Genomic DNA, 25,536 nt, shown 5'->3' with positions numbered 1-25,536 from the left:
AGTTGATATTTGGGTGAGGGGAATCATGGGGAACTGGACGCGGCGCGGCGTTCTCGTTGCGGGCTCGGCGATCGCCGGGGCGGTGGCAGGACAATATCTTTTGTCGCCGTCGAGCGATCCCGGCCCGGCCTTTCCCGCAGATGCCGATGCGCCGGCGGGCGGGGCGATCCTCAATGATGCCGGTGAACTGTCGCCGACGCCGGTTGCCCGGCACCTGACCTTCAGCGAGCCGCCGCAACAGGCGCTTGTCGATCGCCTCAGGGCAACACTCGCGGACGCCCGCAGCAACGGTCAGCCGGTGGCCGCAAGTGCGGCCCGCCACTCGATGGGTGGCCATAGCCTGCCACTGAATGGGACGGCCCTGACCCTCGATCAGAACTGGCTGGAAGCCGATACCGCGGCAAAGACCTATCGTGTCGCCGCCGGTACCCGCTGGTCGACCGTCATCAGCAAGCTTGATGCGATCGGCTTTTCGCCTGCCGTCATGCAGTCGAACAACGATTTCGGCGTCGCCAGCACCTTCTCGGTCAACGCGCATGGCTGGCCGGTGCCCTTCAGCGCCTGCGGCAGCACGGTGAGGTCGATGAAGATGATGACCTCCGACGGCAATCTTCTGACCTGCTCGCGCACCGAAAATGCCGAGCTCTTCAACCATGCCATGGGCGGCTACGGCCTGTTCGGGGTGATCACCGAGCTTGAGCTCGACATGGTGCCGAACAGTTTGCTGGAGCCGTCCTTCGAACATCTTGCCGGCGAAGACGTCGGCCGCCGTTTCGCCGAAGTGCTGGCATCCGATCCATCGGTGCAGATGGCCTACGGACGCTTGGACATCTCGCTCGACCGCTTCTTCGAAGACGGCCTACTGATCACCTATCGCCCCGCGGCCGATCAGTCCGCCATTCCTGCCGCCACCGGATCCGGCTTCATCAGCCAAGTCTCGCGTGAAATCTTCCGCCGCCAGCTGGGTTCCGATGGCGTCAAGCACATGCGCTGGTGGACAGAGGCGGTGCTCAATCCACAGATTTTGGCTGCTTCGACCCGCAACAGCCTGATGAACGAGCCGGTCATCACCCTCGACGACCGCGATCCCTTGCGCACCGACATCCTGCACGAATATTTCGTCTCACCGTCGCGATTTGCCGATTTTGTCGCGGCCTGCCGCGATGTCATTCCGGCCTCTTACCAGCAACTGCTGAACATCACGCTACGTTATGTGAACACCGACAGCGACAGTGTTCTGGCTTACGCTACGGAACCCCGTATTGCCGCCGTCATGCTGTTCTCGCAGGAGAAGACGGTGCGCGGCGAGGCCGATATGGCGCGGATGACCGAGGCGCTGATCGAACGTGTGATTGCCATCGGCGGCAGCTACTATCTGCCTTACCGGCCGCATGCACGGCTGGATCAACTGCAGCGTGCCTATCCACGCGCCGCCGATTTTGCGGCGGCGAAACGCAAGGCCGATCCGGAATTGCTGTTCCGCAACCGGTTCTGGGATAACTATCTGGGCAAGATCTGAGGGGGAATGATGAGCAAGCTTCGACTGATCGCGGCACTTTACACCGTGGCGCTGCTGTTTGCGGCGGCGCTCAATTACATTCCGGGACTGACGGATGCGCAGGGCAGGGCCTTCGGCATCTTCGCGCTTGATATCTATGACGACAGCCTGCATCTGGCTTCAGCCTTGTGGGCCGCGATCGCTGCCTATCTTTCGGTGCAGGCGTCGCGCTCCTTCCTCTTCTATTTCGGCCTGCTCTATTTCGCCGATGGCCTGCTCGGCCTGATCACCGGCTCCGGCTATCTCGATCTCGGCATCATCAATTACGGCATCCAGGATCTGCCCTTCGGCTTCAAGATCCTCGCCAATCTTCCGCATCTGTTCCTCGGCGGTGTCGCGATCGTCTCGAGCTATCTCTTCCGTAGCGAGGCGCGCTGATGCGCCGCCTGCTGAAAGTCTTCGGATTTTTTCTCGGTGCGATCGTCATCATCGTGCTGCTGTTGTTGAGCCCGGCCGCCTATGTCGAAACCTTCTGCCATGCCGATCCCGAGCCGGATACCTACAGCCCGCTGATCCGCGATCCCCAGATGAAGCGTGAGGAGGCCAATACTTTCCTCACCTATCCCGAATGGCACATCGTCTATGCCTATGATGGTCTGGCCGAGGTGCTGAAATCAGGTGACGAATACCGTTTCGACTATCTGGCAAGCGTTCGCGATTTCTGGAAGGCCGATTGCGCACTGACGGCGATCGCCGATCGCCATGGCGGCGCCGATACGCAGACGCGCATGATGGTGGCAACGATCGGCGTCAGCTTTACGCTCGAAATGGGCCTGAAGGCAGCCTATGAGGAAACGCTCGGCCGCCTGACGGCCTATTGGCGTGGTGATCAGAAGACCCCGCAGGATATCGTCGCTCGCGACATGGCCGTCGATTACGCCGCGTTCCTGCGCCAGACACCCTGGTACAAATATCCGTTCCAACCCGAGATCGACAAGCTCTGGGCCGCACCGGTGGACGAGCCGGTCCGCGGCTGGGAGCGGCGGCTGGCGCTCGGCGGCGAATGGAAGGCGAAAATCGCTTATGCGGGCATGATCGCCAACGCCGTTGCGGCGACCGGCGAGGCGAAACTGACGATCTTCTCCATCGTCTCAGGAATTCAGGCGCCCGCGCTTTCGGCAATGCCTGATGTCAGGGTCGTCTCGGAAAGCGCCAGCGGTATTCTCATCGAAACGCCACGCTACGATCGCTTTACCTATATTCTTGCCGATATCGCCAAGGCTGGCGGCACGATCCGTGAAATTGCCGGAAACGACGAGATCATGGTGTCGCTGACTGCGACAGCGAGTGACCAGACGCCGCCGCCGGGCGAGTTGATCGCCCGTTTCCCGCGCGCAGGCTTCGACAGCGAGCGGCTACTGGTGGCGGTCAAGATTGCCGATCTCGCCCAACTGCTGCGCGAACGTCCGATTGCCGATCCCGGGATCGAGCATATATTCGACTTCTGACGGGAGATGGCGATGAGATTGCCCATGCGGATAGCGAGAACGGCGGGACTGGCAAGCGCCATTCTCATGGCCGTATTCCTGCTGTTTGCCGGCGTCTTCGCGGCAACAGGAAATGCCCCGGCCGCCATGGTCTTCCGCCCGCCCGGCAGTCCGTCAAGCCTGCCCGATGGGGTGAAGCTGCTCAGATGGGGGAGTGCCTTTGCTATCGTGCGCGGCGACAGCCCCGATTACGTCCGCAGGCTCTATGCCAATGGCGCACTTCTGGTGCTGCCGTTCCGCAAAAGTGGCTGTCTCGCCTACCGCCCGGCCTGACCGGACAAAGAAAAAGCCGGACGCTTTTGTGGCGTCCGGCTTCATCTGACCCGAGCGCGGGAGGGGAATGCGCTCAAGGGCGGGAGTGGCTTAGAAAGTGATGCGCTTTTCGTTGTAAGCCTTGACCTCTTCGCTTTCACGGCGAAGAGCGGAAATGGTTGATGCCACAGACACGATGAACATCACGCTGATAAGAGCGGTAAGTACAGTCAAGATCGTGAACATGGGCAATCCTTTCCGAAGTTGCGTTCACGTTCCTCAGTACTGGCTGACGATCGGCGCGCGGGCCGAAGCGTAAGGGCCAAATACCTTGGACGTATCAGTCTTCTGATCGTAGAGTGCGATTGTTGCGGTGAGCATTCCCGTGACCATTGCCATCCAGAAAACGTTAATGACGGTAATCTTATCGGGCATATTCTTTTCCTTAAAACCGCGTATCGCATCTACGCTTCGGTTGATTAAATGCATCCGCTTGGAAATGGTTCCGCAGGATGTTGACGTGTCGTTTACTAAGCTTGGTCTGAAGCGACCTTGAATGCCTCGTTCATCTGGCGTTCAGATTCGCGAGACCCGTTCAACGCAGCCGGCCAAGCTGGCGCATCAGCGCATGGTGCTCGCTGACTTCAGGCCGCACCCAGCGTACTTCATACTTTTCCTTGTAAAGGCCATAGGCGACCTCGCCGGCAAGAGAGATAAAGACGGCAAGCGCGATCAGCAGCATGAGCATTGAAGTGACTTCCAGGGGGGAACCGGATACCGGAATGGCATCGCCGTGTTGATGGTTTTCATTATCCAGATCGCATCTGAAACGGCCTTGAACGGAGCATTCATCCGCCGTTCAGCCGCCCGGCCGGAAGACGCCAAATGACTTGCGGGAACGGGGCATCCGTGACAAAAGGCAACGAACGAAACGGCCGGGTTCCATGACGACTGCTTTTTATCCGGGGTCCTTCGACCCGATCACCAACGGACATATGGATGTGCTCGTCCAGGCGCTGAATGTGTCCGCGAAGGTGATCGTCGCGATTGGCGTTCATCCGGGCAAGGCGCCGCTGTTTTCCTTCGAGGAGCGGGCCGAGCTGATCCGCACGTCGCTGGCCGAGATCTTGCCGCAGAAGGCTGCCGGCATCGATGTGGTTTCCTTCGACAATCTGGTGGTCGATGCAGCCCGCAAGCACGGCGCCTCTCTGCTGATCCGCGGTCTGCGCGATGGCACCGATCTCGATTACGAAATGCAGATGGCAGGCATGAACCGGCAGATGGCGCCTGATATCCAGACCGTTTTTCTGCCAGCTGGAACGGGCTCACGGCCCATTACCGCCACATTGGTCCGCCAGATCGCCGCTATGGGTGGAGATGTCAGCGCCTTCGTTCCGGCCGCAGTCCTGCAAGCCCTTCAATCCAAGCGCAAATCTTGAGGCGGTCGTCCGCCGCAACGGAGCTACAATGAAACTGTTTTATGCCGCCTTTGCCGCCGTGCTGTATATCGCGTCCTTCGCTGGTGACGCTCTTGCTGCCGATACGCTCACCATTCAGCTGAAGGATGGTCCTGTCGTGATCCAGCTGGCGCCTGATGTTGCGCCGAAGCACGTTGCCCAGATCGAAGCGCTCGCCAAGAAGGGCGCCTACGACAACGTTGCCTTCCACCGCGTCATCGACGGCTTCATGGCCCAGACCGGCGACGTCCAGTATGGCAACATGTCGAAGGGCTTCGACCCGAGCCTCGCCGGCACCGGCGGCTCCGACCTGCCGAACATTCCTGCCGAGTTCTCGAAGACGCCTTTCGTCCGCGGTACGGTCGGCATGGCCCGCTCGCAGGATCCGGATTCGGCCAACTCGCAGTTTTTCATCATGTTCGCTGACGGTTCCTTCCTGAACGGTCAGTACACCGTCGTCGGCAAGGTCGTCTCCGGTATGGAATTCGTCGACAAGATCAAGAAGGGCGAGGGCCAGAACGGTGAAGTCAGCAATCCTGACCGCATGGTCAAGGTCACCGTCGCCAAGTAATTTAAAGCAAGCACTTCAAGAAGAACGAGGAGAATAAGAATGGCCGAGATCAAGGATCCCGAAAACACCATCATCCTGGAAACCACCAAGGGCAAGGTCGTTATCGCGCTCCTGCCGCAGGTGGCGCCTGAGCATGTCGCCCGCATCAAGGAACTCGCCCGCGAGAAGGCCTATGACGGCGTCGTCTTCCACCGCGTCATCAACGACTTCATGGCCCAGACCGGCGACGTGAAGTTCGGCAAGAAGGGCAGCGAGAGCTTCAACCCTGGCCGTGCCGGCATGGGCGGCTCCGAGAAGCCCGACCTGAAGGCCGAGTTCTCCGCTACCCCGCATAATCGCGGCGTTTGCTCCATGGCCCGCTCGCAGAACCCGAACTCGGCCAACAGCCAGTTCTTCATCTGCCTTGCGGATTCTCCGTGGCTGAACAAGCAGTATTCCGTCTGGGGCCAGGTCATCGAAGGCATGGACAATGTCGACAAGATCAAGAAGGGCGAGCCGGTCGTAGACCCGGATTCGATCGTCTCGATGCGGGTTGCCGCCGACGTCTGATTGTGATTTCTGACGGAACCCGCCCTTGCGTGAGAACGCGGGGCGGGTTTCGCTTTGCCCGGAAGTACCCCGATGCGCGTAGACCTTTTCGATTTCGACCTGCCGGATGAGCGGATTGCGCTCAGGCCCGCCGAGCCGCGCGACAGCGCGCGCCTGCTGGTCGTCGATGCCGCTGCCAGCGAGACGCTGAGCGATCACACGGTCCGCGATCTGCCGAATTTTCTGAAGCCGGGCGATGCGCTGGTTTTCAACGACACCAAGGTCATTCCCGCACAGCTCGAAGGCATCCGCCACCGCGAAGGGGCGGGCGGCCAGCAGGTTTCGGCGACGCTGCACATGCGTGTCGGCGCCAATCGCTGGAAAGCCTTTGCCAAGCCCGGCAAGCGGATCAAGGAAGGCGACCGTATCGCTTTCGGCCATAGCGGCGAAAGCTGCTTCCTCGGACAGCTCGATTGCACCGTCGTCGAAAAGGGCGATGCCGGCGAGGTGACGCTGGCCTTCGACCTCTCCGGCCCGGCACTCGACGAAGCTATCGCCAGCGTCGGCCATATCCCGCTGCCCCCCTATATCGCCGCCAAGCGGCCGGAAGACGAACGCGACCGTGCCGATTACCAGACGATCTATGCCCGCGAGGAAGGCGCCGTCGCCGCACCCACTGCCGGCCTTCATTTCACGCCGGAGCTCTTTGCTGCTCTCGACGAGGCCGGCATCGAACGCCATTTCGTGACGCTGCATGTCGGCGCCGGAACCTTCCTGCCGATGAAGGTTGACGATACCGACGACCACAAGATGCATCTCGAAAGTGGCTACGTCACCGATGAGACGGCTGCCAAGCTCAACGCTGTCAGGGCGAGGGGCGGGCGCATCGTCTGCGTCGGTACAACGTCGCTGCGGCTAATCGAAAGCGCTGCTGCCGATAGCGGCGAGATAAAGCCCTGGGCGGGTGCCACCGGTATCTTCATCACGCCCGGCTACCGCTTCAAGGCGGTCGATATGCTGATGACCAACTTCCACCTGCCGCGTTCGACTCTGTTCATGCTGGTGTCTGCCTTCGCCGGTTTCGAGACCATGCACGCGGCTTACGAACACGCCATTTCGACAGGCTACCGCTTCTATTCTTACGGCGACTCAAGCCTGCTTTTCCGGAACGACAGATGACCGAGAATTTTCAGTTCACTCTCAAGAAGACCGATGGCGGCGCCCGCCTCGGCGAAGTCACCATGCCGCGCGGCACGATCCGCACCCCGGCCTTCATGCCTGTGGGCACTGTCGGCACGGTCAAGGCGATGTATCTCGATCAGGTGCGCGACACCGGCGCCGATATCATCCTCGGCAATACCTATCACCTGATGCTGCGCCCCGGCGCCGAACGCGTCGCCCGCCTCGGCGGTTTGCACAAGCTGATCCGCTGGGAACATCCGATCCTGACCGATTCAGGTGGCTTCCAGGTCATGTCGCTTTCGGGCCTTCGCAAGCTCGATGAGCAGGGCGTCACCTTCAAGTCGCATGTCGATGGCAGCCTGCACCACATGTCGCCGGAGCGCTCGATCGAGATCCAGGGCCTGCTCGGCTCCGATATCCAGATGCAGCTCGACGAATGCGTGGCACTGCCGGCCGAGCCGCGCGAGATCGAACGCGCCATGGAACTGTCGCTGCGCTGGGCCGAGCGATGCAAGGTGGCCTTCGGCAACCAGCCGGGCAAGGCGATGTTCGGCATCGTCCAGGGCGGCGATCAGCCGAACTTGCGCGTTCGCTCGGCAGAGGCGCTGAAGCAGCTCGATCTCAAGGGATACGCCGTCGGCGGCCTCGCTGTCGGCGAGCCGCAGGACGTCATGCTGCGCATGCTGGAGACCACGCTTCCGGTTCTGCCGACGGAGAAGCCGCGCTATCTGATGGGCGTCGGTACGCCTGACGACATGCTGAAATCCGTCGCCCGCGGCATCGACATGTTCGACTGCGTGATGCCGACCCGTTCCGGCCGCCACGGCCTGGCCTTCACCCGCCGCGGCAAGGTCAATATTCGCAATGCCCGTCACGCTGAGGACATGCGGCCGCTCGACGACCAGTCGAACTGCCCGGCGACGCGCGATTACTCGCGCGCCTATCTGCATCACCTCGTTCGCGCCAATGAGGCGCTTGGCGGCATGCTGCTCTCCTGGCATAACCTGAACTACTATCAGGAACTGATGCAGGGCATCCGCAAGGCGATCGCCGAGGGACGTTTTGCCGATTTCATGGCCGAGACGATCGAAGAATGGGCGAGGGGCGATCTCGAGCCCGTCTGAGGCTCATATCCCCTTGCTGTCGGTGTTCGGAACGATCTGAACGCCGTTGATCTTGTAGCTGCCGTCGGGCTGGCGCGCCATCTGGTAGATCGCCGTCCAGTCCTTGCCGTCGCGCCCTGAGATCAGCACTTCATTATAGATCATCGCGCCGTCGGCGATCGATTTGCTGCGGCCGAAGGCGTAATTGCCGGGATGATAAACCGGCTCGTAGCTTTTCTTCACCATCGCAAAGAACACGTTCTTGTCCGGAAACAGCGCCTTGATCCCAGGAGCCGCATAGGAATAGGCGGTATCGGGATCGTCCTTCAGAAAGGCATTGATCTGCCCTTCGATGATCTGCTGCGTCGTTGCGATGGGATCTTCGGCGCGCGCCTGTAACGGTGCGGTCAGCAAAGCGGCAGACAGAAGAAGCACGGCGGATAGAGCACGCATGAAATTGTCTCCGGCCAATAGACTGGAGTGTAGGGCATTTCAGCGAATTTGAAAGTGGCGGACCGATCGCCCGCCAATCGCAGGAGACGTTCAGTTCCAGCGGCGGAAGAGGGCGCTTGCGTTGACGCCGCCAAAGCCGAAGCCGTTGCTGATCGCATAGTCCAGCTCAAGCTTGCGCGCCGTCTTGCCGACGATATCGAGACCGTCGGCGACGGGATCCGCCTCATCGAGATTGCGCGTCGGCGGGACGATCTGGTCGCGCAGTGCCAGGATCGTGAAGATCGCTTCCAGCCCGCCGGCAGCGCCGAGAAGATGGCCGGTCGCGGATTTGGTGGCACTGATGGCGATCCCGCCATCGCGGCCGAAGACCGTGCCGATCGCCGCCATCTCGCCACGGTCGCCGACCGGCGTCGAGGTTGCGTGGGCGTTGAGATGCTTGATCTCGGATGGCGTGATCTTCGCCTGCCGGATGGCCGCTTCCATCGCCCGGCGTGCGCCGTCGCCGTCTTCAGGTCCTGCGGTCATGTGATAGGCATCGGCCGCCGTGCCGTAGCCGACCAGTTCCGCTAGCGGCGTGGCGCCGCGGGCAAGCGCATGTTCCAGCGTCTCGATGACGAGAATGCCAGCACCTTCGCCCATGACGAAGCCATCGCGGGCAGTATCGAATGGGCGCGAGGCGAGTTCGGGCGTGTCGTTGAAGCCGGTCGAAAGCGCGCGCGCGGCCGCAAATCCGCCAAGGCTCACGCGGTCAATACAGGCCTCCGCACCGCCACAGATCGCCACATCGGCTTCACCCGACCGGATCAGCCGGGCAGCATCGCCAATGGCTTGGACGCTGGCCGCGCAGGCGGTAACCGGCGCGCCGAGCGGCCCCTTGAAGCCGTACTTGATGCTGATCTGTCCGGCCGCCAGGTTGACGAGGAACGAGGGTACGATGAACGGCGAAAGCCGTCGCGGCCCGCGGGTCTCGACCGTGCGCACCGCATCGGTGATCGCGGGAAATCCGCCGACGCCGGAGGCGATAATCGTTGCCGTGCGCTCGCGGGAGGCGGTATCCTCGGGCATCCATCCGGCCTGGCGCACCGCTTCGTCGGCCGCCGCCATGGCGAAATGGATGAAGCGGTCCATCTTTTTCTGGTCTTTCGGAACGATATAGCGATCCGGATCGAACCCGCCTTCCGCATCCTCAGCGATGTCAGGCACCACGCCGCCGACCTTGGCCGCAAGATCGCCGACGATATCTTCGCCCAGCAAGCGAAGGCCGGAGCCGCCGGCAAGCAGCCGCTTCCAGGCGATCTCCACACCCGTTCCAAGCGGCGATACAAGTCCCATACCGGTGACGACAATGCGATCCATGATTTGTTCCTTTTTAAGCATCAAAGCCCAGATACCAGGCCTTCATCCGCGCAATGCGCTCATGCGCCGCCTCATCGGCCGCAGGGCCGGGCAGCAGGCAGGTATTCCGGGGGGTGAGTTCTTCGCCGGTTTTGGCATCGACCAGCTTGGTTTCAAGCTCTTCGCCGCATGCATTGCCGAGAAGATAGGCGAGATCTTCCTGCGGGGCGTGCCGTCCGCCCCATGTCGACAGCGCCATCAGCACCGGAAAGAAGTCCTGTCCCTTCGCGGTCAGCACATATTCATGGCGGGCAGGGCGCTCGCTGTAGAGCCGCTTCTCGAAAATGCCTTCCTCGACCAGATGGGCGAGGCGCCGTGTCAGGATGTTCGGCGCGATCCCAAGGCTCTTCTGGAAATCGTCGAACCGCGTCAGCCCGTGAAAGGCGTCCCGCAGGATCATGATGCTCCAGGAATCGCCGACGCTGTTCAGCGCGCGGGCGGCAGGGCATGGGAAGATGGCAAAGCTGGTTCGTTGCATGAAGCAAACCACTACCGTAGTGACTTGCTTTAAGCAAGTAACTCTTTAACGCGCGCTGGACGCAAAGATGCGGGCGAGGATGACGCCCATGACAAGCATGCCAGCGGTAACGAAGATCGTATCGCCGGGCGTGCCGATATAGAGCGGCCCGATATTGGCGAAGAGCAGAAAGGCGATCAGGAAATTCAGCCAGCCCCAGATGACGTTGATTTCAGGAGAACTGAGATCCGAGCTGCCGAGCCGCGCGAAGGGAGTGCGGAAGGAACGCCCGCTGACGCCGTTGACGAAGTGCGGAATGCCGTTTGTCAGGAACGCGGCGGCGATGAAATGAACGATATAGGCGATCCAGGGCAAGAGAACCTCCGACTGAGAAACATGTCCTCTCTAGATTGGCAGCATAAGCAGGAAGGCAAGGGGACGAACAGGGTGTCGCAGCCGCTAAATTTCCACCCATTATCAGCAGATTAGCATATAATCGTTTATATCCTGGACGACGGATTGACCTTCCGGCCCGATTGCAATTTCTATGCGCGCGAGGTGGAGTGACGGGGGAATAATGAGAGTTTTCTCTGACATTGGTGAGCTGCGCGCAGCACTCGAGGCTTTGCGCCGGCAATCGCGCACAATCGGCCTGGTACCGACGATGGGCTATCTGCATGCCGGCCATCTGGAGCTGGTGGCGCGGGCGAGGGTGGAGAACGACATTGTTGTCGCCTCGATCTTTGTCAATCCGCTGCAGTTCGGCGCCAACGAGGACCTCAGCAAATATCCCCACGATATCGAGCGCGACACGGCCATGCTCCGGCAAGCCGGTGTCAACATCCTCTTTGCGCCTGGCGTTACCGACATGTATCCGAAGCCGATGATGACGGTCGTAGACGTACCCGAGATCGGCCGCGAACTCGAAGGAGCGGTGAGGCCAGGCCATTTCGCCGGCGTCGCCACGGTCGTCTGCAAGCTTTTCAATATCGTCCAGCCGCAGCGCGCCTATTTCGGCGAGAAGGATTATCAGCAGGTCGTGGTCGTCAGGCGTATGGTCGAGGATCTGGCATTGCCGGTCCGGATCGTCCCGGTACCGACGGTGCGTGATCATGATGGCCTGGCGCTGTCGTCGCGCAATGTCTATCTGAGCGCCGACGAGCGCAAGGCGGCTGTGATCGTGCCGCAGACGCTCGCCGAAGCCGAGCGGCTGGTCGCTGCCGGCCTGACCGATCCGGCCGAGCTCGAACATTTGCTGAAGACCTTTCTCGGCCGCGAACCACTTGCCAATCCCGAAGTCGTCGCCGTCCGCGATGCCGCGACGCTAAAACCGGTCGAGGTAATCCGCGATCCCGTCGTTGTCGCGCTGTTCGTCAGGATCGGCATGACCCGGCTGCTCGACAACCGTGTAATCGGCGGGCAGGGCGTCATGAAACTGGGAGCGGTACGATGAGTGCATCCGGAACAACAAGGCGTCTGACCCCGTCGAAGATCACGGCGATGAAGGGCGCCACGCCGATCGTCTGCCTGACGGCCTATACGACGCCGATGGCCCGTCTCCTCGATGCCCATTGCGATCTGCTCCTCGTTGGAGATTCGCTCGGCATGGTGCTCTATGGCATGGAAACCACGACGGGCGTGACGCTCGAGATGATGATAGCCCATGGCAAGGCGGTCATGCGCGGCGTCGAGCAAGCCTGCGTCGTCGTCGACATGCCGTTTGGTACCTATCAGGAATCGAAAGAGATAGCCTTCCGCAACGCTGTCCGCATTCTCCAGGAAACCGGCTGTGATGCCGTGAAGCTCGAGGGCGGCGAGGAGATGGTCGAGACGATCGCTTTCCTAACGGCACGCGGCATTCCTGTGCTCGGCCATATCGGCCTGATGCCGCAGCTGGTCCATACCGCCGGCGGCTACCGCTCGGTCGGCCATACGGAACACGAGACGTCAAAGATCCGCCGCGACGCCCACGCAATCGGCGGCTCCGGCGCCTTCGCTGTCGTCATCGAGGGAACCGTCGAACCGCTAGCCCGCGAAGTCACATCGGCCATCCATGTCCCGACAATCGGCATCGGCGCATCGTCAGCCTGCGATGGCCAGATCCTGGTGTCCGACGATATGCTCGGGCTGTTCAACGATTTCACGCCACGCTTCGTCAAGCGCTACGATGAGCTCGGCAAGCGTGCTGCCGCCGCGGCAGAGGAGTATGCTGCCGATGTCCGCTCAAGAAAATTTCCGGCGGCCGAACATACGTTCAAGCGGCGAATGTAGCGGGCAAAAACAGGAGCGGGAGGCACTCATAGGCAGCTCGCCAATAGCTACACAAAGATCGCATAAGATAGATTATGGAACAAATGGCTGTGTCGACTACGACCAAGAACCCCGAAAACCACGTATTCTGCAGCCCTCAGCGCTCTTTCGGATCGCTTAGTTCGATGTCGAACTGCATCTGATCGTAAGCCGGTTCGACATGATCTGGCGTCTCGCCCATCACTGTGTCGTAGTCCAGCGGCGTATGCATATGCGTCAGGATCGCACGCTTCGGCTTCAGCCGTGAAATCCAGTCCAGAGACTGCTCCAGCGACAGGTGGCTCGGATGATAGCGGTATTGCAGCGCGTCGATGACGAGCACGTCGAGATTTTCAAGCTTCGCCGCAGTTTCCGGCGGAAAGTCGCTGATATCGCTGCAATAAGCGACATCGCCGATGCGGAAGCCGAGCGAGATGATATCGCCGTGCTGCTGCTCGTGCGGCCGAAACGAAATCGTGCCGCCGGCGCCTGAGATGCGCACCGGTTCCTCGAGCGTCTCGATCAGCCGCGGCTCGACGATCGGCGGGTAATTGCTGCCTGGAGGCGTTTCGATGCAATAGCCGAAACCCTGGCGGATACGCTCCATCGTGAACGCATTGGCGTAGATCGGCACGCGCTGCTGAGCGTTGTGATAGTAGCCACGCAGATCGTCGATGCCGTGGATGTGGTCGGCGTGCGGATGCGTGTAGAGCACGGCGTCGATATGCTCGACCCTGGCGGCGATCATCTGCTCGCGAAAATCCGAGCCGGTGTCGATAACGACGGTCGTCGCGCCGCCATTATTATCGAACTGCTGCACCATGAAGGATGCGCGTGTCCGCCGGTTCTTGGGATTATCGGGATTGCAGGCGCCCCAATCTCCGGTGATGCGCGGCACGCCTGGCGACGATGCGCAGCCGAGAATGGTGAAACGCCGCCGGTAACCCACGAGGCTAGATCCTCGGCATCTTTGTGAACAGTCGGAAGGCGTTCTCGGTGGTGATGCGCGCCATCTCGGCATAGCTGACACCAAGCGTCTCCGCCAGCACTTCGGCGGTGTTCACGACGTAGGCAGGCTCGTTGCGCTTTCCGCGCCAGCGCTTCGGCGCCAGATACGGCGCGTCGGTTTCGACCAGAAGCCGGTCATGCGGGATCGTCTCGGCGATCGCGCGCAGTTCTTCCGACTTGGGGAAGGTCAGGATGCCTGAAAACGAGATGTAGCCGCCGAGCTCGACGCCGGTCTTGGCAAGTTCAGGACCGGCCGAGAAGCAATGCAAGATGAAAGGGAAGGCCCCCTTCCCTGTTTCCTCGGTCAGGATCGCCGCCATGTCTTCGTCGGCGCTGCGGCTGTGAATGACCAGCGGCAGCTGCGTTTCGCGTGCAGCCGCGATATGGCGGCGGAAACCGGTCTGCTGATCGTCAGGCGTCTGTGTGTCGTAGAAATAGTCGAGACCGGCTTCACCGATGGCGACGATCTTTTCATGCGCATTGGCCAGCCGCACGAGATCCTCGGTCTGAATATCCAGCTCTTCATTGGCGCTGTTCGGATGGGTGCCGACAGAACAGAAGACCGACGGATAGCGTTCGGTGATGGCGAGCAGGCCGTCGAGCTTGCGCACTCGCGTCGAGATCGTCACCATCTGCTTGACGCCGGACTGATGCGCGCGCGCGACGATCTCGTCACGCTCGGCATCGAAGTCGGCAAAGTCCAGATGGCAATGCGTATCGATCAGCATCTGACGTCCTTACGCCTCAGGCGCCACGTAGCGCGGGAAGACGGGCGTCGGTGCTTCGAGCACGGTGCCTGGAACCAGACGGCCCGCTTCGCCGAGAGCTGCGAAATCCCGCTTGTCCGCAGGCGCGGCAACGAGATCCAGCAGCTTTTCGGCCGACTGCGGCACGATCGGCTGCAGCAGGATAGCGAGCTGACGCACGACTTCGGCCGTCACATAGAGGACGGTCGCCATCCGGTCCGGATCGGTCTTTTTCAAGGCCCACGGCGCCTGGCCGGCGAAATAGCGGTCGGTTTCCGAGACGACGGCGATGATCGAGGCAACGGCCTTGTGGATCAGCTGCTTGCCCATATCCTCGCGGGTGGAGGCCAGCAGYGCATCGGCAGCCGCCAGCATCGCCTTGTCTTCATCCGTCAGCGGGCCGGGTTCCGGTATCTTGCCGTCGCAGTTCTTGACAATCATCGACAACGAGCGGCTGGCAAGGTTGCCGATACCATTGGCGAGGTCAGCGTTGATGCGCTGGCCGATCGCTTCCTCGCTGTAGCTGCCGTCCTGGCCGAAGGAGACTTCGCGCAGGAAGAAGTAACGCACCTGGTCGAGACCGAAGTGATTGACGAGGTTGACAGGGTCGACGACGTTGCCGAGCGACTTCGACATCTTCTCGCCCTTGTTGAGCAGGAAGCCGTGAGCAAAGACGCGCTTCGGCAGCGGCAGACCAGCCGACATCAGGAACGCCGGCCAGTAGACGGCGTGGAAGCGGATGATGTCCTTGCCGATGATATGAACGTCGGCCGGCCAGTATTTCGCCCGCGGGCCGTTCCGGTCCTCGATATAGCCTGTGGCCGTGATGTAGTTGGTCAGCGCGTCGACCCAGACATACATGACGTGCTCGGGGTCGTTGGGAACCTTGATCCCCCAGTCGAAAGTCGTGCGCGAAACCGAGAGATCCTTGAGGCCTGATTTCACGAAGGAGATGACCTCGTTGCGGCGCTCCGATGGGCCGATGAAATCGGGGTTCTCTTCGTAATGCTTCAGCAGCTTGTCCTGGTATTCGGACAGCTTGAAGAAATAGCTGGCTTCCTCCACCCATTCGACAGGCGTGCCCTGCGGCCCGTAGCGGACGCCATCGGCGCGCACTTCGGTCTCGTCTTCCTGATAGTAGGCTTCGTCGCGCACCGAGTACCAGCCGGCGTAGGAATCCTTGTAGATGTCGCCGTTGTCGGCCATCAGGTTCCAGATGTTGCGCGAGGTCTCGTGGTGGCGTTCCTGCGTCGTACGGATGAAATCGTCGTTCGACGCATTCAGCAGTGTCGCCATCGCTTGGAATTCGTTGGAATTGCGGTCGGCAAGCTCCTGCGCCGTGATGCCTTCGGCACGCGCCGTCTGCTGCATCTTCTGGCCGTGCTCGTCGGTGCCCGTCAGGAAGAATACATCACGGCCGTCGAGGCGCTGGAAGCGCGCCATGGCGTCAGTTGCGATCAGTTCGTAGGCATGGCCGATATGCGGCTTGCCGTTCGGATAGGAAATCGCGGTGGTGATGTAGAAGGGCTTCTTGTCGGTCATGGCGGACATCCGGCTTACTCTATAAAAATTGTCAGCCGCTCTTAGCGCATGTGATGGCGAAGAGAAACACTAAGTTTCGAAAGCGGCAGCGTTTTGACCGCCTCGCGGGCCTGCTGCGCTTGACGGGATTTCGCCGGCATTCTACGCCTTGGTGACAATTCCGGGCGAGGCATAATGACCGTCAAATATGAGCCGATCAGCGCAGGCGCCTCAAGGTCTGCCCCGTGAGCCTGCCACAAACGTTCCAGCCCCTCTATTCGCTTTCCGGCTTTCTCGTCGGCATGCTGGTCGGTATCACCGGCGTCGGCGGCGGCTCGCTGATGACGCCGATCCTCGTGCTGTTGTTCGGCGTTCATCCGGCGACAGCCGTCGGCACTGATCTGCTCTATGCGGCGATTACCAAGTCGGCAGGCACCGCCGTTCACGGCATGCATGGGAGGGTGAACTGGCGCATCGTCGGCTCGCTCGCCGCCGGAAGCGTGCCGGCCGCCCTCCTCCTGCTCTGGCTGATGGCCGGCGTCGATCGCAAGAGCGTCGAAGTCGCGCATACGATCACCATCGCGCTCGGCTGGCTGCTTGTCATCACTGCCTTCATGCTGATCTTCCGCACCCAGGTTTTGTCCTTTGCGCGCGGCGCCATCGGCGAGCGGACGCCACCAAAGCCGGCAACGATCGCCATTTTCACCGTCATCCTCGGTCTGGCGCTCGGTGTCCTGGTCACGCTGACGTCGGTCGGCGCGGGCGCGCTCGGAGTCACCATCCTGCTGATCCTTTACCCGAATCTCGACGTTCGCGAGATCGTCGGATCCGACATTGTTCACGCCGTGCCGCTGACGCTGATCGGCGGCATGGGCTACTGGTTCATCGGCGAAATCGACTGGCTGATGCTTCTAACACTGCTTGTCGGATCGATACCCGGCATCGTCGCCGGAAGCCTGCTGGCACCGAAGCTGCACGAGCGGACGATCCGCATCGTCCTGGCGCTGACACTTGCCGTCGTCGCCTGGAAACTGCTGGCAGGCTGATTAAGGGCCGGGCTGCTTGATATCGGACAGGATACCGAGGATCGTCTGCTTGCGGTCGAGGTTGTAGGCGCCCGAGACGGTGAGCCGCTCGTTGACATCGGATTGCAGCCTCGCAAGCCGTTCGGCAGCACCGAGATCGCCTGCCCTCGCCGCCTGGCGCGCCCGGTTCATCAGGTCGTCGCCGATATGGCTCGCGAAGAATTCGAAGATCGTGTCGCTTTCCTTGCCTGACAGCGCATCGGCCAGCCGGTGCATGGCGCGCCGCGCCGCCGGTCCCTGAGCCGATAGCACATCCTGATAGGCGGAGATGATCTCGCCGCCACCGTAATTCATCAGCTTCAGCGCCTCTCCGACGCTGCCCTTCGCCGCCGTCAGCAATGCCCGGTCGTCAACCGCGGCGCCGAGATTGGCAAGTGCCAGAGCCAGCGCATCGTCGCCAAGCGGCGCGAGCCTCAGCGGCAGGCAGCGCGAACGGATGGTCGGCAACAGCTTGCCCGGCGCATGCGACAGAACGAGGAACAGCGCCCGCTTCGGCGGCTCCTCGAGGATCTTCAGGATGGCGTTTGCCGCATTGCGGTTCATGTCATCGGCCGGATCGATGATGACGATGCGCCAGTTGCCGGTGCCCGATGTCTGCGAGAAGAATCTCCCGGCGCGGCGCACTTCATCGACAGTGATCGCCGATTTCACCTTGCCGGTCTTTTCATCGACGGGCCGTGCAAGATGCAGAAGATTGTGCGAAGCGCCTGACGAAATCTGGCGGCTGACTGGCGAGGCAGGATCGGGATCGGGAACGATCTCCGGCGCCAGCGCCGGATCGGGATTGGAAAGCACATAATTGGCGAAGCGGAAGGCGAGTGTCGCCTTGCCGATGCCTTCAGGGCCTTCGATCAGGATGGCGTGATGGCCTTTGCCGGACCTATAGGACTGAGAGAGAAACGCTTCCGCGTCCTCATGTCCGAAAAGCTTGGGATTTTCCGCCGGCCAGATCGCTCCATCCAGCAGGCCGGGCCGCTCTTCACTCATGAACGGCTACCGGTGTCTTCTCGGCCGCAATGCCGCTCATCAGCTTGGTGATGATCGCAAGGATCTCGGCAGCGATCTCGGCCTCGTCCTGCATGGCATTGACGACGCGGCAACGTTCCGGTTCCCGGGCTGCGATATCGAGATAGGCCTCGCGGCGCTTCTCGTGCGTCTCCAGCTCCTCCTTCTCGAAACGGTCAGGCCCATCGGCATTGCGCGACTTGACGCGCGCAAGTCCAGCGGTTGCAGGAATGTCGAGAATGACTGTGCAGTCAGGCACTACGCCATTGACGGCGATGCGCTGCAGCGTCTCGATGAAATCGGGTTCGAGATTGCCGGTGACGCCCTGATAGACGCGCGACGAATCCATGAAGCGGTCGCAAAGGACGATCTTGCCGTCAAGCAGCGCCGGGCGGATCACCTCCTCGACATGATCGTTGCGCGCGGCGGCAAAAAGGATCGCCTCCATCCGCGTTCCGAAGGCTTCGGCAGCACCCGACAGCAGCACGTAGCGCACCGCCTCAGCACCCGGAGAACCGCCGGGCTCGCGCGTCAGCAGCACCTCATGGCCGCGGCTGCGCAACGCTTCCGCAAGGCGGCGGATCTGCGTCGACTTGCCGGCACCCTCACCGCCTTCGAATGTAACGAACAATCCCGTACCGGACGACAACAGCACTTTCCCGTATTCCCGACATGCCGCCGACAAAACGTCGGCAGCGCCTCGATCTATCTATCCGAAGATGCGCCCGGGCGAAACCTCGCTGTTTCCCGCCAGCTCCGCCTTCCCCGGTAATTTCACGGCAGAATGCGGCCTTCAGGTGGGCTCGGCTTTGTCCCAGAGCCAGGAGAAGAACATCGATTCGCCGAGTTCGACCAGGGCATCGACAGCCCGGCTGGTCAGCGATCCCACGGCGATATTCTGCACCGTATAGAGCGGCACTTCGCGCAACACCCGGCCGCCGGCGGAAATCACTAGCGTGCCCGCTTCCGCGTCGGCCGCGACGGGCGCCGTCAGCGGCCAGCGATAGATGATCCTAGCCGCCAGCCGGTCCGGATTGCTGACCGGAATATAGACGCTGACGGGGGTTCGCGCCACGAGATCGACATGACCCGATTGTCCGCCATAGACGCTCGCCGAACCGACGACTTCCTTTTCGGCGAAGATCTGCCGCGTTTCGAAGCTGGTCAGACCCCATTCGAGAATACGCTTGGCCTCGTCGGTCCGCTCCTTGTCGGAGGCGATGCCGCCGAGCGCCAGGAACAGCCGTTTGCCGTCACGCTCGACCGAGGCGACGATCGAGAAGCCCTCGCCTTCGGCGAACCCCGTCGCCAATCCGTCGGCACCGAGCCCCAGTCCGAGCAACGGGTTGCGATTGCGCTGGAAGATCTTGTTCCATTCGAAGTCGGCCTGGGCGAAATAGGGATAATAGGCCGGATAGGTCTGTTGCAGATCGGCGGCCAGCGTCACCATGTCCCGCGCCGTCGTCTTGCTCTTGCCATCCGGCAGACCGGTCGAGTTTCCGAAGATGCTCTTAGTCATCCCGAGCGTCTGCGCCCGGCGCGTCATCGCCGAGGCGAAATTCTCCTCGGTGCCGCTCATGCCCTCGGCCAGAATGATGCAGCCGTCATTGGCGCCCTGGATCGCGACGCCCTTGACTAGGTCCTCGACGCGCACGCGGCTCTTCAGGGCCGCAAACATCGTCGCCGAACGCGACGGCGCACCGCCGGTGCGCCAGGCATATTCGGAGACCGGATAGTCGGTATCGAGGGTGATCTCGCCGCCCTTCAGCGACGCAAAGACGATATCCATCGTCATCAGCTTGGCGAGCGATGCCGGCGAAAACGCCTGATCCTCGTTCTTGGCAAGCAGCACCGTGCCCGTCGAAGCCTCGATCATATAGGCTTGCGCCGCCTTGGTGACGAAGCCTGCGGGCGCAGGCTCGGCGGCAGCAGCAGATGAAGCGGCCGACAGCACGACCGCGCAAAAACCGATGAGACGCTTCAGCATTGCAAACCCCTGGCGCGAAATCGATTCTGGAGGTTAGTGATAGCGGCGGCCTGCCGCAATCGGCGTCTTAGCGTGCCGGCTGCTTTGCCTGCTGGCGTTTGAAAGACGCAAGGATCGATTCCTCGGTCAGGCCGTCGTTGCGAACCATCACCGCATCGAACGCGATCGGCACTGTCACGGTCCGAACGCCGTCTTCCTGATAGCCCATCGCCAGAGACCCCTGCCCCCAGCCATAAGGACGCTCGTAGGGAACGGGGCCGATTTCCGGCAGTACGATCATTTCGCCCATACCCTGCGGCGCGCTGAGCGTGCCGAAAGCCGATGGCGCCGGTGCGGGTGCCGCATTGTAGCGGGCGCTCGGCGTTGCGCCGCCATAAGCCGTGGCGGACATCGGCACAGGCACGCGTGACGCCTGCGGCGCCGTCAGCGTTCCCAGGCTCTGCAGCTGATCGCTGGTGATGCGGCGATCATTGGAGGCGACCATCACGCCACTGGCAATCTGCCCGCCCGGATCGACGGCCGGAATACGGCTGCCCTTTGGCACGTAGGACGCCATCAGATACGGCATGTCATGACCGTCCATGCGCGCCTTGCCAACATACTGAACGCGAACGCGACCGGTGCCGCTATGCTTCATGTCGAGGAGATCGGCCGTCTTGTTTGATAGGTCGATGATCCGGCCCTCGTGATACGGTCCGCGGTCGTTGACGCGCACGACGATCGACGAGCCGTTCTCGATATTGGTGACGCGTGCATAGCTCGGCAGCGGAAAGGTCGGATGCGCGGCAGAAATCGACAGCTGGTCGTAGACCTCCCCATTGGCGGTCAGGCGGCCGTGAAAGGCCGAGCCGTACCAGGAGGCCACACCCGTCTTGCTATAGGAAAAGTCTTCCTTGGGATAATACCACTTGCCTTTGACCTGGTAGGGATTGCCGACGAGATAGCGCCCGCCGCCCTTCGGGATCGGTCCGCCCTCGACGACGCGCGGGCTGGCTTTGACGCCATATTCCTTCTCGGAGAAATATTCCTTGCCGTGGGCGCGCTTCTTCGGCGCCTGAGACGTTGTTCCGCATGCCGTCACCGCAGCGCACATCGCTGCCAGCGCCAGCCACCGCGCACCCGTTGCGAAAGACGCCGCCCCGTATTCCAACTTCATATGTCCCACGCCGCCAAAGATCGTTATGGTTAAGCAAGTGCCCTAAATCGGACCAACCCTGCCTACGCCCCTGCACCTAACGAGACTTTAATTGTGTGGCCAATGTGCCGAATTTGCGAACAATATCGCGACGGTAGCGGTAATTTTAATGGTTATGGTTTATGAAGGGTTAAATTAGAGGTGTTTCGCGTGGCGATACATATGGCGGAAGAGGTGGGATTCGAACCCACGGTACGGTTTCCCGCACGCCGGTTTTCAAGACCGGTTCCTTAAACCACTCGGACACTCTTCCTTCGAGCGCCTTATGACGCAAAGCCGCGTTGCAATGCAAGGGCCGGACATAAAAATCTGTGCTTCGGGAAGCGCGCTCGCCTGTCCCATCAGGCGTGCGGAACATCTTGGGCCGTCAGCTGTTGGGAGAGCATCTGACAATGCATAGGGAAGAAGTCCATGCTGAAGAAAGTTGCAGCCACTGTCGTTCTCTCGCTGGGTCTCGCGACGGCTGCCCTCGCCCAGTCCGGTAACGTGTCTGCCGACGGCGCGAGCGCCTCCGGTTCGTCGATCGGGACGATCTCAGGTTCACGTGTGAGCGGCACTAGTCATGGTAGCCGCGTTGGAGACACTGACAATACGCAACACGGAACGATTGATCCAAGCGCAACGAACAGCACCATCAATAGCGGAGATTCGAACTCCAGCACCGACGTGAACGATTGCCGTAGCGAACGGAGATCTGCGCGAAGGGCTGCGCACGATCCCGGTGGAAACGTCGTCAGTCCTGGCAAATCTGCCGCCTGCGGTCAGTAATCGCTCTGCGCTGTTGGATAATGCGGTCCCGAACGGTTGGATAACGCTTGACTTTCGCCGCCCTGGAGAACCCGCAAAAGTTGCCGGATCGAAAGAGATTTTGGTCCTTTCGATCCGGTAGGCACTCGTCAAAGTGCTAGCGGCAGGCTTCTGCTGCCCGGCGATCTTGGTTCCGTCGTCATATTAGCGGACACTTTCGTCTATGGCCGCAACCGTCTCAAGCGGCAATCGCCTGCTTATCGCGCGGCATCTTGTCCTGCTTGCGCGCCGCCTCTTTCGCGATTTTTATCAAGTAGGCGACGAACATTTCATTGTCTGCTTCCGCAATCTTTCGAGCGGCTTCGAGATGTTCCATGAGATGTGAATGACGCATCTGAGTCTCCTCCAGGTTGCTATAGATCGATGATCACTAATATGCATTAACGGCACGTTAATTTTGCAACCTGGAATATTTTACGTGGCGAAGTAAAAAACGGTTTCATCGTCGCCGATTCATTCAAATTTTATGCTTAACTATCCGTTAATATTTAACTTGCCGCCCTTTGCCGATGATCTATTCTCGATCGGCAAAGGGAGTGAGTAAAAATGTCAAGTAAGAGTTTGATCATGCCGCTGGGCTTTGCGATCCTGGCGTTGTCTGGCCTTCTGTTCCAGCTGCTCACGCATGCGCTGCATATGCCGGTGACGCTGCTGCAACCCTGACCGGGACGGAACCTTTCTGCAGTTTCCGCGTTCATTTCGTTGTTTTCTTAGGAGGGAAATCATTATGGAAGATCAGAGTGTCGGCTGGATTGCAGCAATTATCATTGGCGGCCTTGCCGGTTGGCTCGCCGAGAAATTCATGAACAGCAACATGGGCGTGTTCATGAACATCATTCTGGGCATCATCGGCGCCATCGTTGCCAATTTCATCCTCGGCCTTTTGCATATCCAGCCGCTGGCTGGCTGGCTCGGCTATCTCATCACCGGTTTCGTTGGTGCTTGCCTGCTTATCGCGATCGGCCGGATGGTCCGGCGCTGAGCGCACGGAATTTGAACGCAAAAAAGCCGGGAGTTTTGCTCCCGGCTTTTTTGTTGTCTCGCAATCGTTAACGGCGGCTCATCAGCCCGAACACATAGGCAATGCCAGCCGTGACGGCGAGAGCGAAAATCGGTTCCTCGCGCACCTTGTCGCGCACCTTTTCCGTCATCACCGACGCTTCGTCGGTCACGGCGCTCTTGGCGCCCTGCCCCAAGGCGACGACACTTTCCGAAATACGGGCCAGATCCTCGCGCAAGGCTGCGACCTGCGCAGAAAGATCATCGGCGGCGATATCCGCCTTGACGCGCGCGGCTGTCGATTGGGCGGAGGCGGTTTTCAGTTCGGCCATTGTCTGCTCCTATTTTTCCGGATGCCGCAACAACGAACTGAGGGCCGGAAAGGTTCCGGTACCGGTGTGCTTTTGTTGCCTGCCGCAAGCACCGGAAATCCATTCCGGATGCTGTCATGTTTTCGTCGGATAGCGCTTCATTTCCGCCTTACTTTGCTCTAAGGAACGTCGAAAGCTTTGCCCGTGAATGGGCGGAATCTAATGCGAGGTTTGCGTTTCGATGTTCCATATCCTGAGAAGAGCTGCCCAGACCTGGGTCGCCAAGCTCCTCATGCTTCTCCTGGTCGCGTCTTTCGGCATCTGGGGTATTTCCCGTGAGCTCATCGGCGGCGGTTCGAGCACGACAGTCGTTACGGTCGGCGATCAGAAGGTGGACGTCAACGAGTTCCGCCTCGCCTATCAGCGACAGGTTGCCAGCCTCAGCCAGCAGTTCGGCATGCGCCTGACCCCGGAGCAGGCCAAGGCGTTCGGCGTCGAGCAGCAGACGATCGCGCAGCTGGTTGCCGGCGCTTCGCTTGATCAGCTGGCCGCAGACATGAATCTCGGCCTCTCGGAAGACCGCCTTGCCCAGCTGATCGGAGACGATCCGGCTTTCAAGGATGTCAGCGGCAAGTTCGACCGTAGCCTCTTCACATCGCGCCTGCGCAATGCGGGCATCCCTGAGGCCGACTATATCAACGAGCGCAGTAAGGTCGCCGTCCGCAGCCAGATCGTAGATGCCGTCTCCAACGGCTTCAAGGCGCCGGCCGCCCTGGTCGACGCGCTCAAGCTTTACCGCCAGGAAAGCCGCGACATCGACTACCTGCTTCTCACCAACGCCAATATCGAACCGATCAAGGCGCCTGCTGACGATGTGCTGTCCAAGTGGTTCGATGGCGTGAAGGCCCGCTACCGCGCGCCTGAATACCGCAAGGTCGCCTACCTGAAGCTCGAATCGTCTGATATCGCCGACGTCGCGACGGTGACCGACGATCAGATCCGCGAAGATTTCGACAAGCGCAAGGAAACCTTCCGCACGCCGGAGACGCGTACCGTCGAGCAGCTGACCTTCGCCAACAAGGACCTCGCCGCCGCCGCACAGACGGCGCTGAAGGGCGGCACAACCTTCGATCAGCTGGTCACCGACCAGGGCAAGACCGCGACCGACGTGCTTCTCGGCGATTTCACCAAGGACAAGGTTCCCGATCAGTCGGTTGCCGAGGCCGCCTTCGCCGTCACCAAGAATGGCGGCACGACGCCGGTCGTCGATGGCGCCTTCGGTCCGGTCATCCTGCGCATCACTAATATCAAGCCTGAAACCGTCAAGACGCTCGACGAGGTCAAGGAAGACATCCGCAAGCAGCTGGCGCTGGTCAACGCTTCGCAGGAAGTCATCAACGTTCACGATCACATCGAAGACATGCGCAGCGCCGGTCAGTCACTCGAAGATATCGCCAAGGAGCTGAAACTCAAGGCTGTCGTCGTCGATGCGATCGACGCCACCGGTGCAGACAAGGACGGCAACGAGGTCAAGGACATCCCGTCGAAGCAGCAGCTGCTCGGCGAAGCGTTCAAGACCGAGCCAGGCACCCAGCCGGTCGCACTTGCCCTCGGCAATGACGGTTACGTCTGGTTCGATGTCCGCGAAGTCACGCCAGAGCGCGATCGCCCGCTTGCCGAAATTCGCGACAAGGCGGTTGCCGACTGGACGGCAGAACAGCAGAAGCTGGAACTTGCCAAGAAGGCCGACGAGCTGAAGCAGGAAGCGCAGAAGGGCAAGTCGCTTGCCGATATCGCAGCCCCGCTCGGCATCGCCGTCGAAAGCAAGAGCGGTGTCAGCCGCACCACCGACGATGCCGTTCTCGGCCGCGGCGGCGTCAGCGCTGCCTTCAGCGGTCCGGCCGACACCGTTGCCAATGCCGTCGGCGCCGACGCGACCACGCAGATCCTGCTGAAGGTCACCAACGTCAACACCGATCCGACGACCGATGCGCTGAACAACCAGGATGCGCAGATCGCAGCAGTCGCCAATGCGGCCGGCGATGACATCCTCGACCAGATGGTCACCCTGCTGCAGACGCAGTACAGCGCCTCGATCAACCAGACGCTCGCCGATCAGGCAACCGTTCGCTAGGAGGAG

General features: G+C 61.0%; 29 protein-coding genes, 1 tRNA gene and 1 pseudogene. 14 read left to right on the top strand and 17 right to left on the bottom strand.

Annotated features, from left to right (window positions below):
- Positions 1–25: 25 nt before the first annotated feature.
- From AC1DIJ_RS17740 to AC1DIJ_RS17725, 4 genes are read left to right on the top strand one after another with little or no spacing between them, the layout of a single operon-like run.
- Positions 26–1,519, top strand: coding sequence for an FAD-binding oxidoreductase (locus AC1DIJ_RS17740; RefSeq protein WP_112387397.1), 1,494 nt, complete (start codon positions 26–28; stop codon positions 1,517–1,519).
- A gap of 9 nt (positions 1,520–1,528) precedes the next feature.
- Positions 1,529–1,936, top strand: coding sequence for a hypothetical protein (locus tag AC1DIJ_RS17735; RefSeq protein ID WP_112387492.1), 408 nt, complete (start codon positions 1,529–1,531; stop codon positions 1,934–1,936).
- Positions 1,936–3,006 carry a hypothetical protein gene (locus AC1DIJ_RS17730; RefSeq protein ID WP_112387396.1) on the top strand — a complete coding sequence of 357 codons (1,071 nt, stop codon included), beginning with the start codon at positions 1,936–1,938 and terminating at the stop codon, positions 3,004–3,006. Before AC1DIJ_RS17735 ends, AC1DIJ_RS17730 begins: the two co-directional genes overlap by 1 nt.
- Positions 3,007–3,018: 12 nt before the next feature.
- Positions 3,019–3,318, top strand: a complete 300-nt coding sequence (locus AC1DIJ_RS17725; RefSeq protein WP_477831495.1) for a hypothetical protein — start codon at positions 3,019–3,021, stop codon at positions 3,316–3,318.
- Between the two features lie 90 nt (positions 3,319–3,408).
- Here the strand turns inward: AC1DIJ_RS17725 and AC1DIJ_RS17720 are convergent, their stop codons facing one another.
- The 3 genes from AC1DIJ_RS17720 to AC1DIJ_RS17710 form a co-directional block, all read right to left on the bottom strand.
- Positions 3,409–3,543 (bottom strand): hypothetical protein, encoded by a 135-nt coding sequence (locus AC1DIJ_RS17720; RefSeq protein WP_281438207.1) that lies wholly within the window; start codon positions 3,541–3,543, stop codon positions 3,409–3,411.
- Between the two features lie 33 nt (positions 3,544–3,576).
- Positions 3,577–3,732 carry a hypothetical protein gene (locus tag AC1DIJ_RS17715; RefSeq protein WP_310299585.1) on the bottom strand — a complete coding sequence of 52 codons (156 nt, stop codon included), beginning with the start codon at positions 3,730–3,732 and terminating at the stop codon, positions 3,577–3,579.
- A 160-nt stretch (positions 3,733–3,892) separates the two neighbouring features.
- A complete protein-coding gene (locus AC1DIJ_RS17710) occupies positions 3,893–4,045 on the bottom strand; it encodes a hypothetical protein (RefSeq protein ID WP_477831494.1) in 153 nt (50 codons plus the stop codon).
- 196 nt (positions 4,046–4,241) lie between these two features.
- Between AC1DIJ_RS17710 and coaD the strand changes: the two genes are divergently transcribed.
- From coaD to tgt, 5 genes are all read left to right on the top strand, one after another.
- Complete coding sequence (gene coaD, locus AC1DIJ_RS17705) at positions 4,242–4,736, top strand: pantetheine-phosphate adenylyltransferase (protein ID WP_112387395.1); 495 nt, start codon at positions 4,242–4,244, stop codon at positions 4,734–4,736.
- A gap of 28 nt (positions 4,737–4,764) precedes the next feature.
- Entirely contained in the window at positions 4,765–5,325 is a 561-nt protein-coding gene (locus AC1DIJ_RS17700) for a peptidylprolyl isomerase (protein WP_112387394.1), read from the top strand.
- Positions 5,326–5,364: 39 nt separating this feature from the next.
- Positions 5,365–5,874 carry a peptidylprolyl isomerase gene (locus tag AC1DIJ_RS17695; protein ID WP_112387393.1) on the top strand — a complete coding sequence of 170 codons (510 nt, stop codon included), beginning with the start codon at positions 5,365–5,367 and terminating at the stop codon, positions 5,872–5,874.
- A gap of 72 nt (positions 5,875–5,946) precedes the next feature.
- A complete protein-coding gene (gene queA / locus AC1DIJ_RS17690) occupies positions 5,947–7,032 on the top strand; it encodes a tRNA preQ1(34) S-adenosylmethionine ribosyltransferase-isomerase QueA (protein ID WP_112387392.1) in 1,086 nt (361 codons plus the stop codon).
- Entirely contained in the window at positions 7,029–8,159 is a 1,131-nt protein-coding gene (tgt, locus tag AC1DIJ_RS17685) for a tRNA guanosine(34) transglycosylase Tgt (RefSeq protein ID WP_112387391.1), read from the top strand. Before queA ends, tgt begins: the two co-directional genes overlap by 4 nt.
- A gap of 3 nt (positions 8,160–8,162) precedes the next feature.
- Here tgt and AC1DIJ_RS17680 read toward each other — a convergent pair whose 3' ends face one another.
- The 4 genes from AC1DIJ_RS17680 to AC1DIJ_RS17665 form a co-directional block, all read right to left on the bottom strand.
- On the bottom strand, positions 8,163–8,591 hold the full coding sequence (locus tag AC1DIJ_RS17680) for a DUF4864 domain-containing protein (protein ID WP_112387390.1): 429 nt from the start codon (positions 8,589–8,591) through the stop codon (positions 8,163–8,165).
- Positions 8,592–8,681: 90 nt separating this feature from the next.
- The gene (gene fabF, locus AC1DIJ_RS17675; RefSeq protein WP_112387389.1) at positions 8,682–9,947 is read right to left on the bottom strand and encodes a beta-ketoacyl-ACP synthase II; all 1,266 of its coding nucleotides are present in this window, start codon (positions 9,945–9,947) and stop codon (positions 8,682–8,684) included.
- A 13-nt stretch (positions 9,948–9,960) separates the two neighbouring features.
- Positions 9,961–10,464 (bottom strand): winged helix-turn-helix transcriptional regulator, encoded by a 504-nt coding sequence (locus tag AC1DIJ_RS17670; protein WP_112387388.1) that lies wholly within the window; start codon positions 10,462–10,464, stop codon positions 9,961–9,963.
- Positions 10,465–10,509: 45 nt separating this feature from the next.
- Positions 10,510–10,818: a hypothetical protein gene (locus AC1DIJ_RS17665; RefSeq protein ID WP_112387387.1), complete on the bottom strand. Its 309-nt coding sequence runs from the start codon at positions 10,816–10,818 to the stop codon at positions 10,510–10,512.
- 202 nt (positions 10,819–11,020) lie between these two features.
- Between AC1DIJ_RS17665 and panC the strand changes: the two genes are divergently transcribed.
- Together panC and panB are read left to right on the top strand one after the other, a co-directional pair.
- Positions 11,021–11,896, top strand: a complete 876-nt coding sequence (gene panC / locus AC1DIJ_RS17660) for a pantoate--beta-alanine ligase (protein ID WP_112387386.1) — start codon at positions 11,021–11,023, stop codon at positions 11,894–11,896.
- Positions 11,893–12,714, top strand: coding sequence for a 3-methyl-2-oxobutanoate hydroxymethyltransferase (gene panB, locus AC1DIJ_RS17655; RefSeq protein WP_112387385.1), 822 nt, complete (start codon positions 11,893–11,895; stop codon positions 12,712–12,714). The genes panC and panB overlap by 4 nt, the downstream gene beginning before the upstream one ends.
- Before the next feature lie 136 nt (positions 12,715–12,850).
- Here the strand turns inward: panB and AC1DIJ_RS17650 are convergent, their stop codons facing one another.
- From AC1DIJ_RS17650 to metG, 3 genes and pseudogenes are all read right to left on the bottom strand, one after another.
- Positions 12,851–13,681, bottom strand: coding sequence for an MBL fold metallo-hydrolase (locus AC1DIJ_RS17650; protein ID WP_112387384.1), 831 nt, complete (start codon positions 13,679–13,681; stop codon positions 12,851–12,853).
- Positions 13,682–13,685: 4 nt separating this feature from the next.
- Positions 13,686–14,468 carry a TatD family hydrolase gene (locus tag AC1DIJ_RS17645; protein ID WP_112387383.1) on the bottom strand — a complete coding sequence of 261 codons (783 nt, stop codon included), beginning with the start codon at positions 14,466–14,468 and terminating at the stop codon, positions 13,686–13,688.
- 9 nt (positions 14,469–14,477) lie between these two features.
- Positions 14,478–16,076: pseudogene (gene metG / locus AC1DIJ_RS17640) on the bottom strand (methionine--tRNA ligase); the annotation flags it as partial.
- A gap of 182 nt (positions 16,077–16,258) precedes the next feature.
- On the opposite strand from metG, the gene AC1DIJ_RS17635 reads away from it, so the two are divergent.
- Positions 16,259–17,053 carry a sulfite exporter TauE/SafE family protein gene (locus AC1DIJ_RS17635; protein ID WP_477831499.1) on the top strand — a complete coding sequence of 265 codons (795 nt, stop codon included), beginning with the start codon at positions 16,259–16,261 and terminating at the stop codon, positions 17,051–17,053.
- On the opposite strand, the gene AC1DIJ_RS17630 is transcribed toward AC1DIJ_RS17635, so the two are convergent.
- The 6 genes from AC1DIJ_RS17630 to AC1DIJ_RS17605 form a co-directional block, all read right to left on the bottom strand.
- On the bottom strand, positions 17,054–18,079 hold the full coding sequence (locus AC1DIJ_RS17630) for a DNA polymerase III subunit delta' (RefSeq protein WP_112387380.1): 1,026 nt from the start codon (positions 18,077–18,079) through the stop codon (positions 17,054–17,056). It abuts the gene before it with no gap.
- Positions 18,072–18,746 carry a dTMP kinase gene (gene tmk, locus AC1DIJ_RS17625; protein WP_112387379.1) on the bottom strand — a complete coding sequence of 225 codons (675 nt, stop codon included), beginning with the start codon at positions 18,744–18,746 and terminating at the stop codon, positions 18,072–18,074. The genes AC1DIJ_RS17630 and tmk overlap by 8 nt, the downstream gene beginning before the upstream one ends.
- Before the next feature lie 144 nt (positions 18,747–18,890).
- Complete coding sequence (locus AC1DIJ_RS17620; protein WP_112387378.1) at positions 18,891–20,084, bottom strand: D-alanyl-D-alanine carboxypeptidase family protein; 1,194 nt, start codon at positions 20,082–20,084, stop codon at positions 18,891–18,893.
- A 67-nt stretch (positions 20,085–20,151) separates the two neighbouring features.
- Positions 20,152–21,240 (bottom strand): septal ring lytic transglycosylase RlpA family protein, encoded by a 1,089-nt coding sequence (locus tag AC1DIJ_RS17615; protein WP_112387377.1) that lies wholly within the window; start codon positions 21,238–21,240, stop codon positions 20,152–20,154.
- A gap of 202 nt (positions 21,241–21,442) precedes the next feature.
- Positions 21,443–21,532, bottom strand: a tRNA-Ser gene (locus tag AC1DIJ_RS17610).
- Positions 21,533–22,264: 732 nt separating this feature from the next.
- On the bottom strand, positions 22,265–22,402 hold the full coding sequence (locus AC1DIJ_RS17605) for a hypothetical protein (protein WP_162698783.1): 138 nt from the start codon (positions 22,400–22,402) through the stop codon (positions 22,265–22,267).
- A 411-nt stretch (positions 22,403–22,813) separates the two neighbouring features.
- On the opposite strand from AC1DIJ_RS17605, the gene AC1DIJ_RS17600 reads away from it, so the two are divergent.
- Positions 22,814–23,068 (top strand): GlsB/YeaQ/YmgE family stress response membrane protein, encoded by a 255-nt coding sequence (locus tag AC1DIJ_RS17600; protein ID WP_112387376.1) that lies wholly within the window; start codon positions 22,814–22,816, stop codon positions 23,066–23,068.
- A 67-nt stretch (positions 23,069–23,135) separates the two neighbouring features.
- Here AC1DIJ_RS17600 and AC1DIJ_RS17595 read toward each other — a convergent pair whose 3' ends face one another.
- Positions 23,136–23,417: a hypothetical protein gene (locus AC1DIJ_RS17595; protein ID WP_112387375.1), complete on the bottom strand. Its 282-nt coding sequence runs from the start codon at positions 23,415–23,417 to the stop codon at positions 23,136–23,138.
- A 220-nt stretch (positions 23,418–23,637) separates the two neighbouring features.
- Between AC1DIJ_RS17595 and AC1DIJ_RS17590 the strand changes: the two genes are divergently transcribed.
- A complete protein-coding gene (locus AC1DIJ_RS17590) occupies positions 23,638–25,530 on the top strand; it encodes a peptidylprolyl isomerase (RefSeq protein ID WP_112387374.1) in 1,893 nt (630 codons plus the stop codon).
- The last annotated feature ends 6 nt before the right edge of the window (positions 25,531–25,536 follow it).

The organism is Rhizobium sp. 10N427 (assembly GCF_056394605.1).
This window is presented reverse-complemented; position numbering and strand designations above follow the sequence as displayed.

Excerpts from the sequence above, each read along its gene's own strand:
- AC1DIJ_RS17740 (WP_112387397.1), top strand. The coding sequence starts at position 26 with ATGGGGAACTGGACGCGGCGCGGCGTTCTCGTTGCGGGCTCGGCGATC.
- AC1DIJ_RS17735 (WP_112387492.1), top strand. The coding sequence starts at position 1,529 with ATGAGCAAGCTTCGACTGATCGCGGCACTTTACACCGTGGCGCTGCTG.
- AC1DIJ_RS17730 (WP_112387396.1), top strand. The coding sequence starts at position 1,936 with ATGCGCCGCCTGCTGAAAGTCTTCGGATTTTTTCTCGGTGCGATCGTC.
- AC1DIJ_RS17725 (WP_477831495.1), top strand. The coding sequence starts at position 3,019 with ATGAGATTGCCCATGCGGATAGCGAGAACGGCGGGACTGGCAAGCGCC.
- AC1DIJ_RS17720 (WP_281438207.1), bottom strand. The coding sequence starts at position 3,543 with ATGTTCACGATCTTGACTGTACTTACCGCTCTTATCAGCGTGATGTTC.
- AC1DIJ_RS17715 (WP_310299585.1), bottom strand. The coding sequence starts at position 3,732 with ATGCCCGATAAGATTACCGTCATTAACGTTTTCTGGATGGCAATGGTC.
- AC1DIJ_RS17710 (WP_477831494.1), bottom strand. The coding sequence starts at position 4,045 with ATGCTCATGCTGCTGATCGCGCTTGCCGTCTTTATCTCTCTTGCCGGC.
- coaD (WP_112387395.1), top strand. The coding sequence starts at position 4,242 with ATGACGACTGCTTTTTATCCGGGGTCCTTCGACCCGATCACCAACGGA.
- AC1DIJ_RS17700 (WP_112387394.1), top strand. The coding sequence starts at position 4,765 with ATGAAACTGTTTTATGCCGCCTTTGCCGCCGTGCTGTATATCGCGTCC.
- AC1DIJ_RS17695 (WP_112387393.1), top strand. The coding sequence starts at position 5,365 with ATGGCCGAGATCAAGGATCCCGAAAACACCATCATCCTGGAAACCACC.
- queA (WP_112387392.1), top strand. The coding sequence starts at position 5,947 with ATGCGCGTAGACCTTTTCGATTTCGACCTGCCGGATGAGCGGATTGCG.
- tgt (WP_112387391.1), top strand. The coding sequence starts at position 7,029 with ATGACCGAGAATTTTCAGTTCACTCTCAAGAAGACCGATGGCGGCGCC.
- AC1DIJ_RS17680 (WP_112387390.1), bottom strand. The coding sequence starts at position 8,591 with ATGCGTGCTCTATCCGCCGTGCTTCTTCTGTCTGCCGCTTTGCTGACC.
- fabF (WP_112387389.1), bottom strand. The coding sequence starts at position 9,947 with ATGGATCGCATTGTCGTCACCGGTATGGGACTTGTATCGCCGCTTGGA.
- AC1DIJ_RS17670 (WP_112387388.1), bottom strand. The coding sequence starts at position 10,464 with ATGCAACGAACCAGCTTTGCCATCTTCCCATGCCCTGCCGCCCGCGCG.
- panC (WP_112387386.1), top strand. The coding sequence starts at position 11,021 with ATGAGAGTTTTCTCTGACATTGGTGAGCTGCGCGCAGCACTCGAGGCT.
- panB (WP_112387385.1), top strand. The coding sequence starts at position 11,893 with ATGAGTGCATCCGGAACAACAAGGCGTCTGACCCCGTCGAAGATCACG.
- AC1DIJ_RS17645 (WP_112387383.1), bottom strand. The coding sequence starts at position 14,468 with ATGCTGATCGATACGCATTGCCATCTGGACTTTGCCGACTTCGATGCC.
- AC1DIJ_RS17630 (WP_112387380.1), bottom strand. The coding sequence starts at position 18,079 with ATGAGTGAAGAGCGGCCCGGCCTGCTGGATGGAGCGATCTGGCCGGCG.
- AC1DIJ_RS17620 (WP_112387378.1), bottom strand. The coding sequence starts at position 20,084 with ATGCTGAAGCGTCTCATCGGTTTTTGCGCGGTCGTGCTGTCGGCCGCT.
- AC1DIJ_RS17615 (WP_112387377.1), bottom strand. The coding sequence starts at position 21,240 with ATGAAGTTGGAATACGGGGCGGCGTCTTTCGCAACGGGTGCGCGGTGG.
- AC1DIJ_RS17605 (WP_162698783.1), bottom strand. The coding sequence starts at position 22,402 with ATGGAACATCTCGAAGCCGCTCGAAAGATTGCGGAAGCAGACAATGAA.
- AC1DIJ_RS17600 (WP_112387376.1), top strand. The coding sequence starts at position 22,814 with ATGGAAGATCAGAGTGTCGGCTGGATTGCAGCAATTATCATTGGCGGC.
- AC1DIJ_RS17595 (WP_112387375.1), bottom strand. The coding sequence starts at position 23,417 with ATGGCCGAACTGAAAACCGCCTCCGCCCAATCGACAGCCGCGCGCGTC.
- AC1DIJ_RS17590 (WP_112387374.1), top strand. The coding sequence starts at position 23,638 with ATGTTCCATATCCTGAGAAGAGCTGCCCAGACCTGGGTCGCCAAGCTC.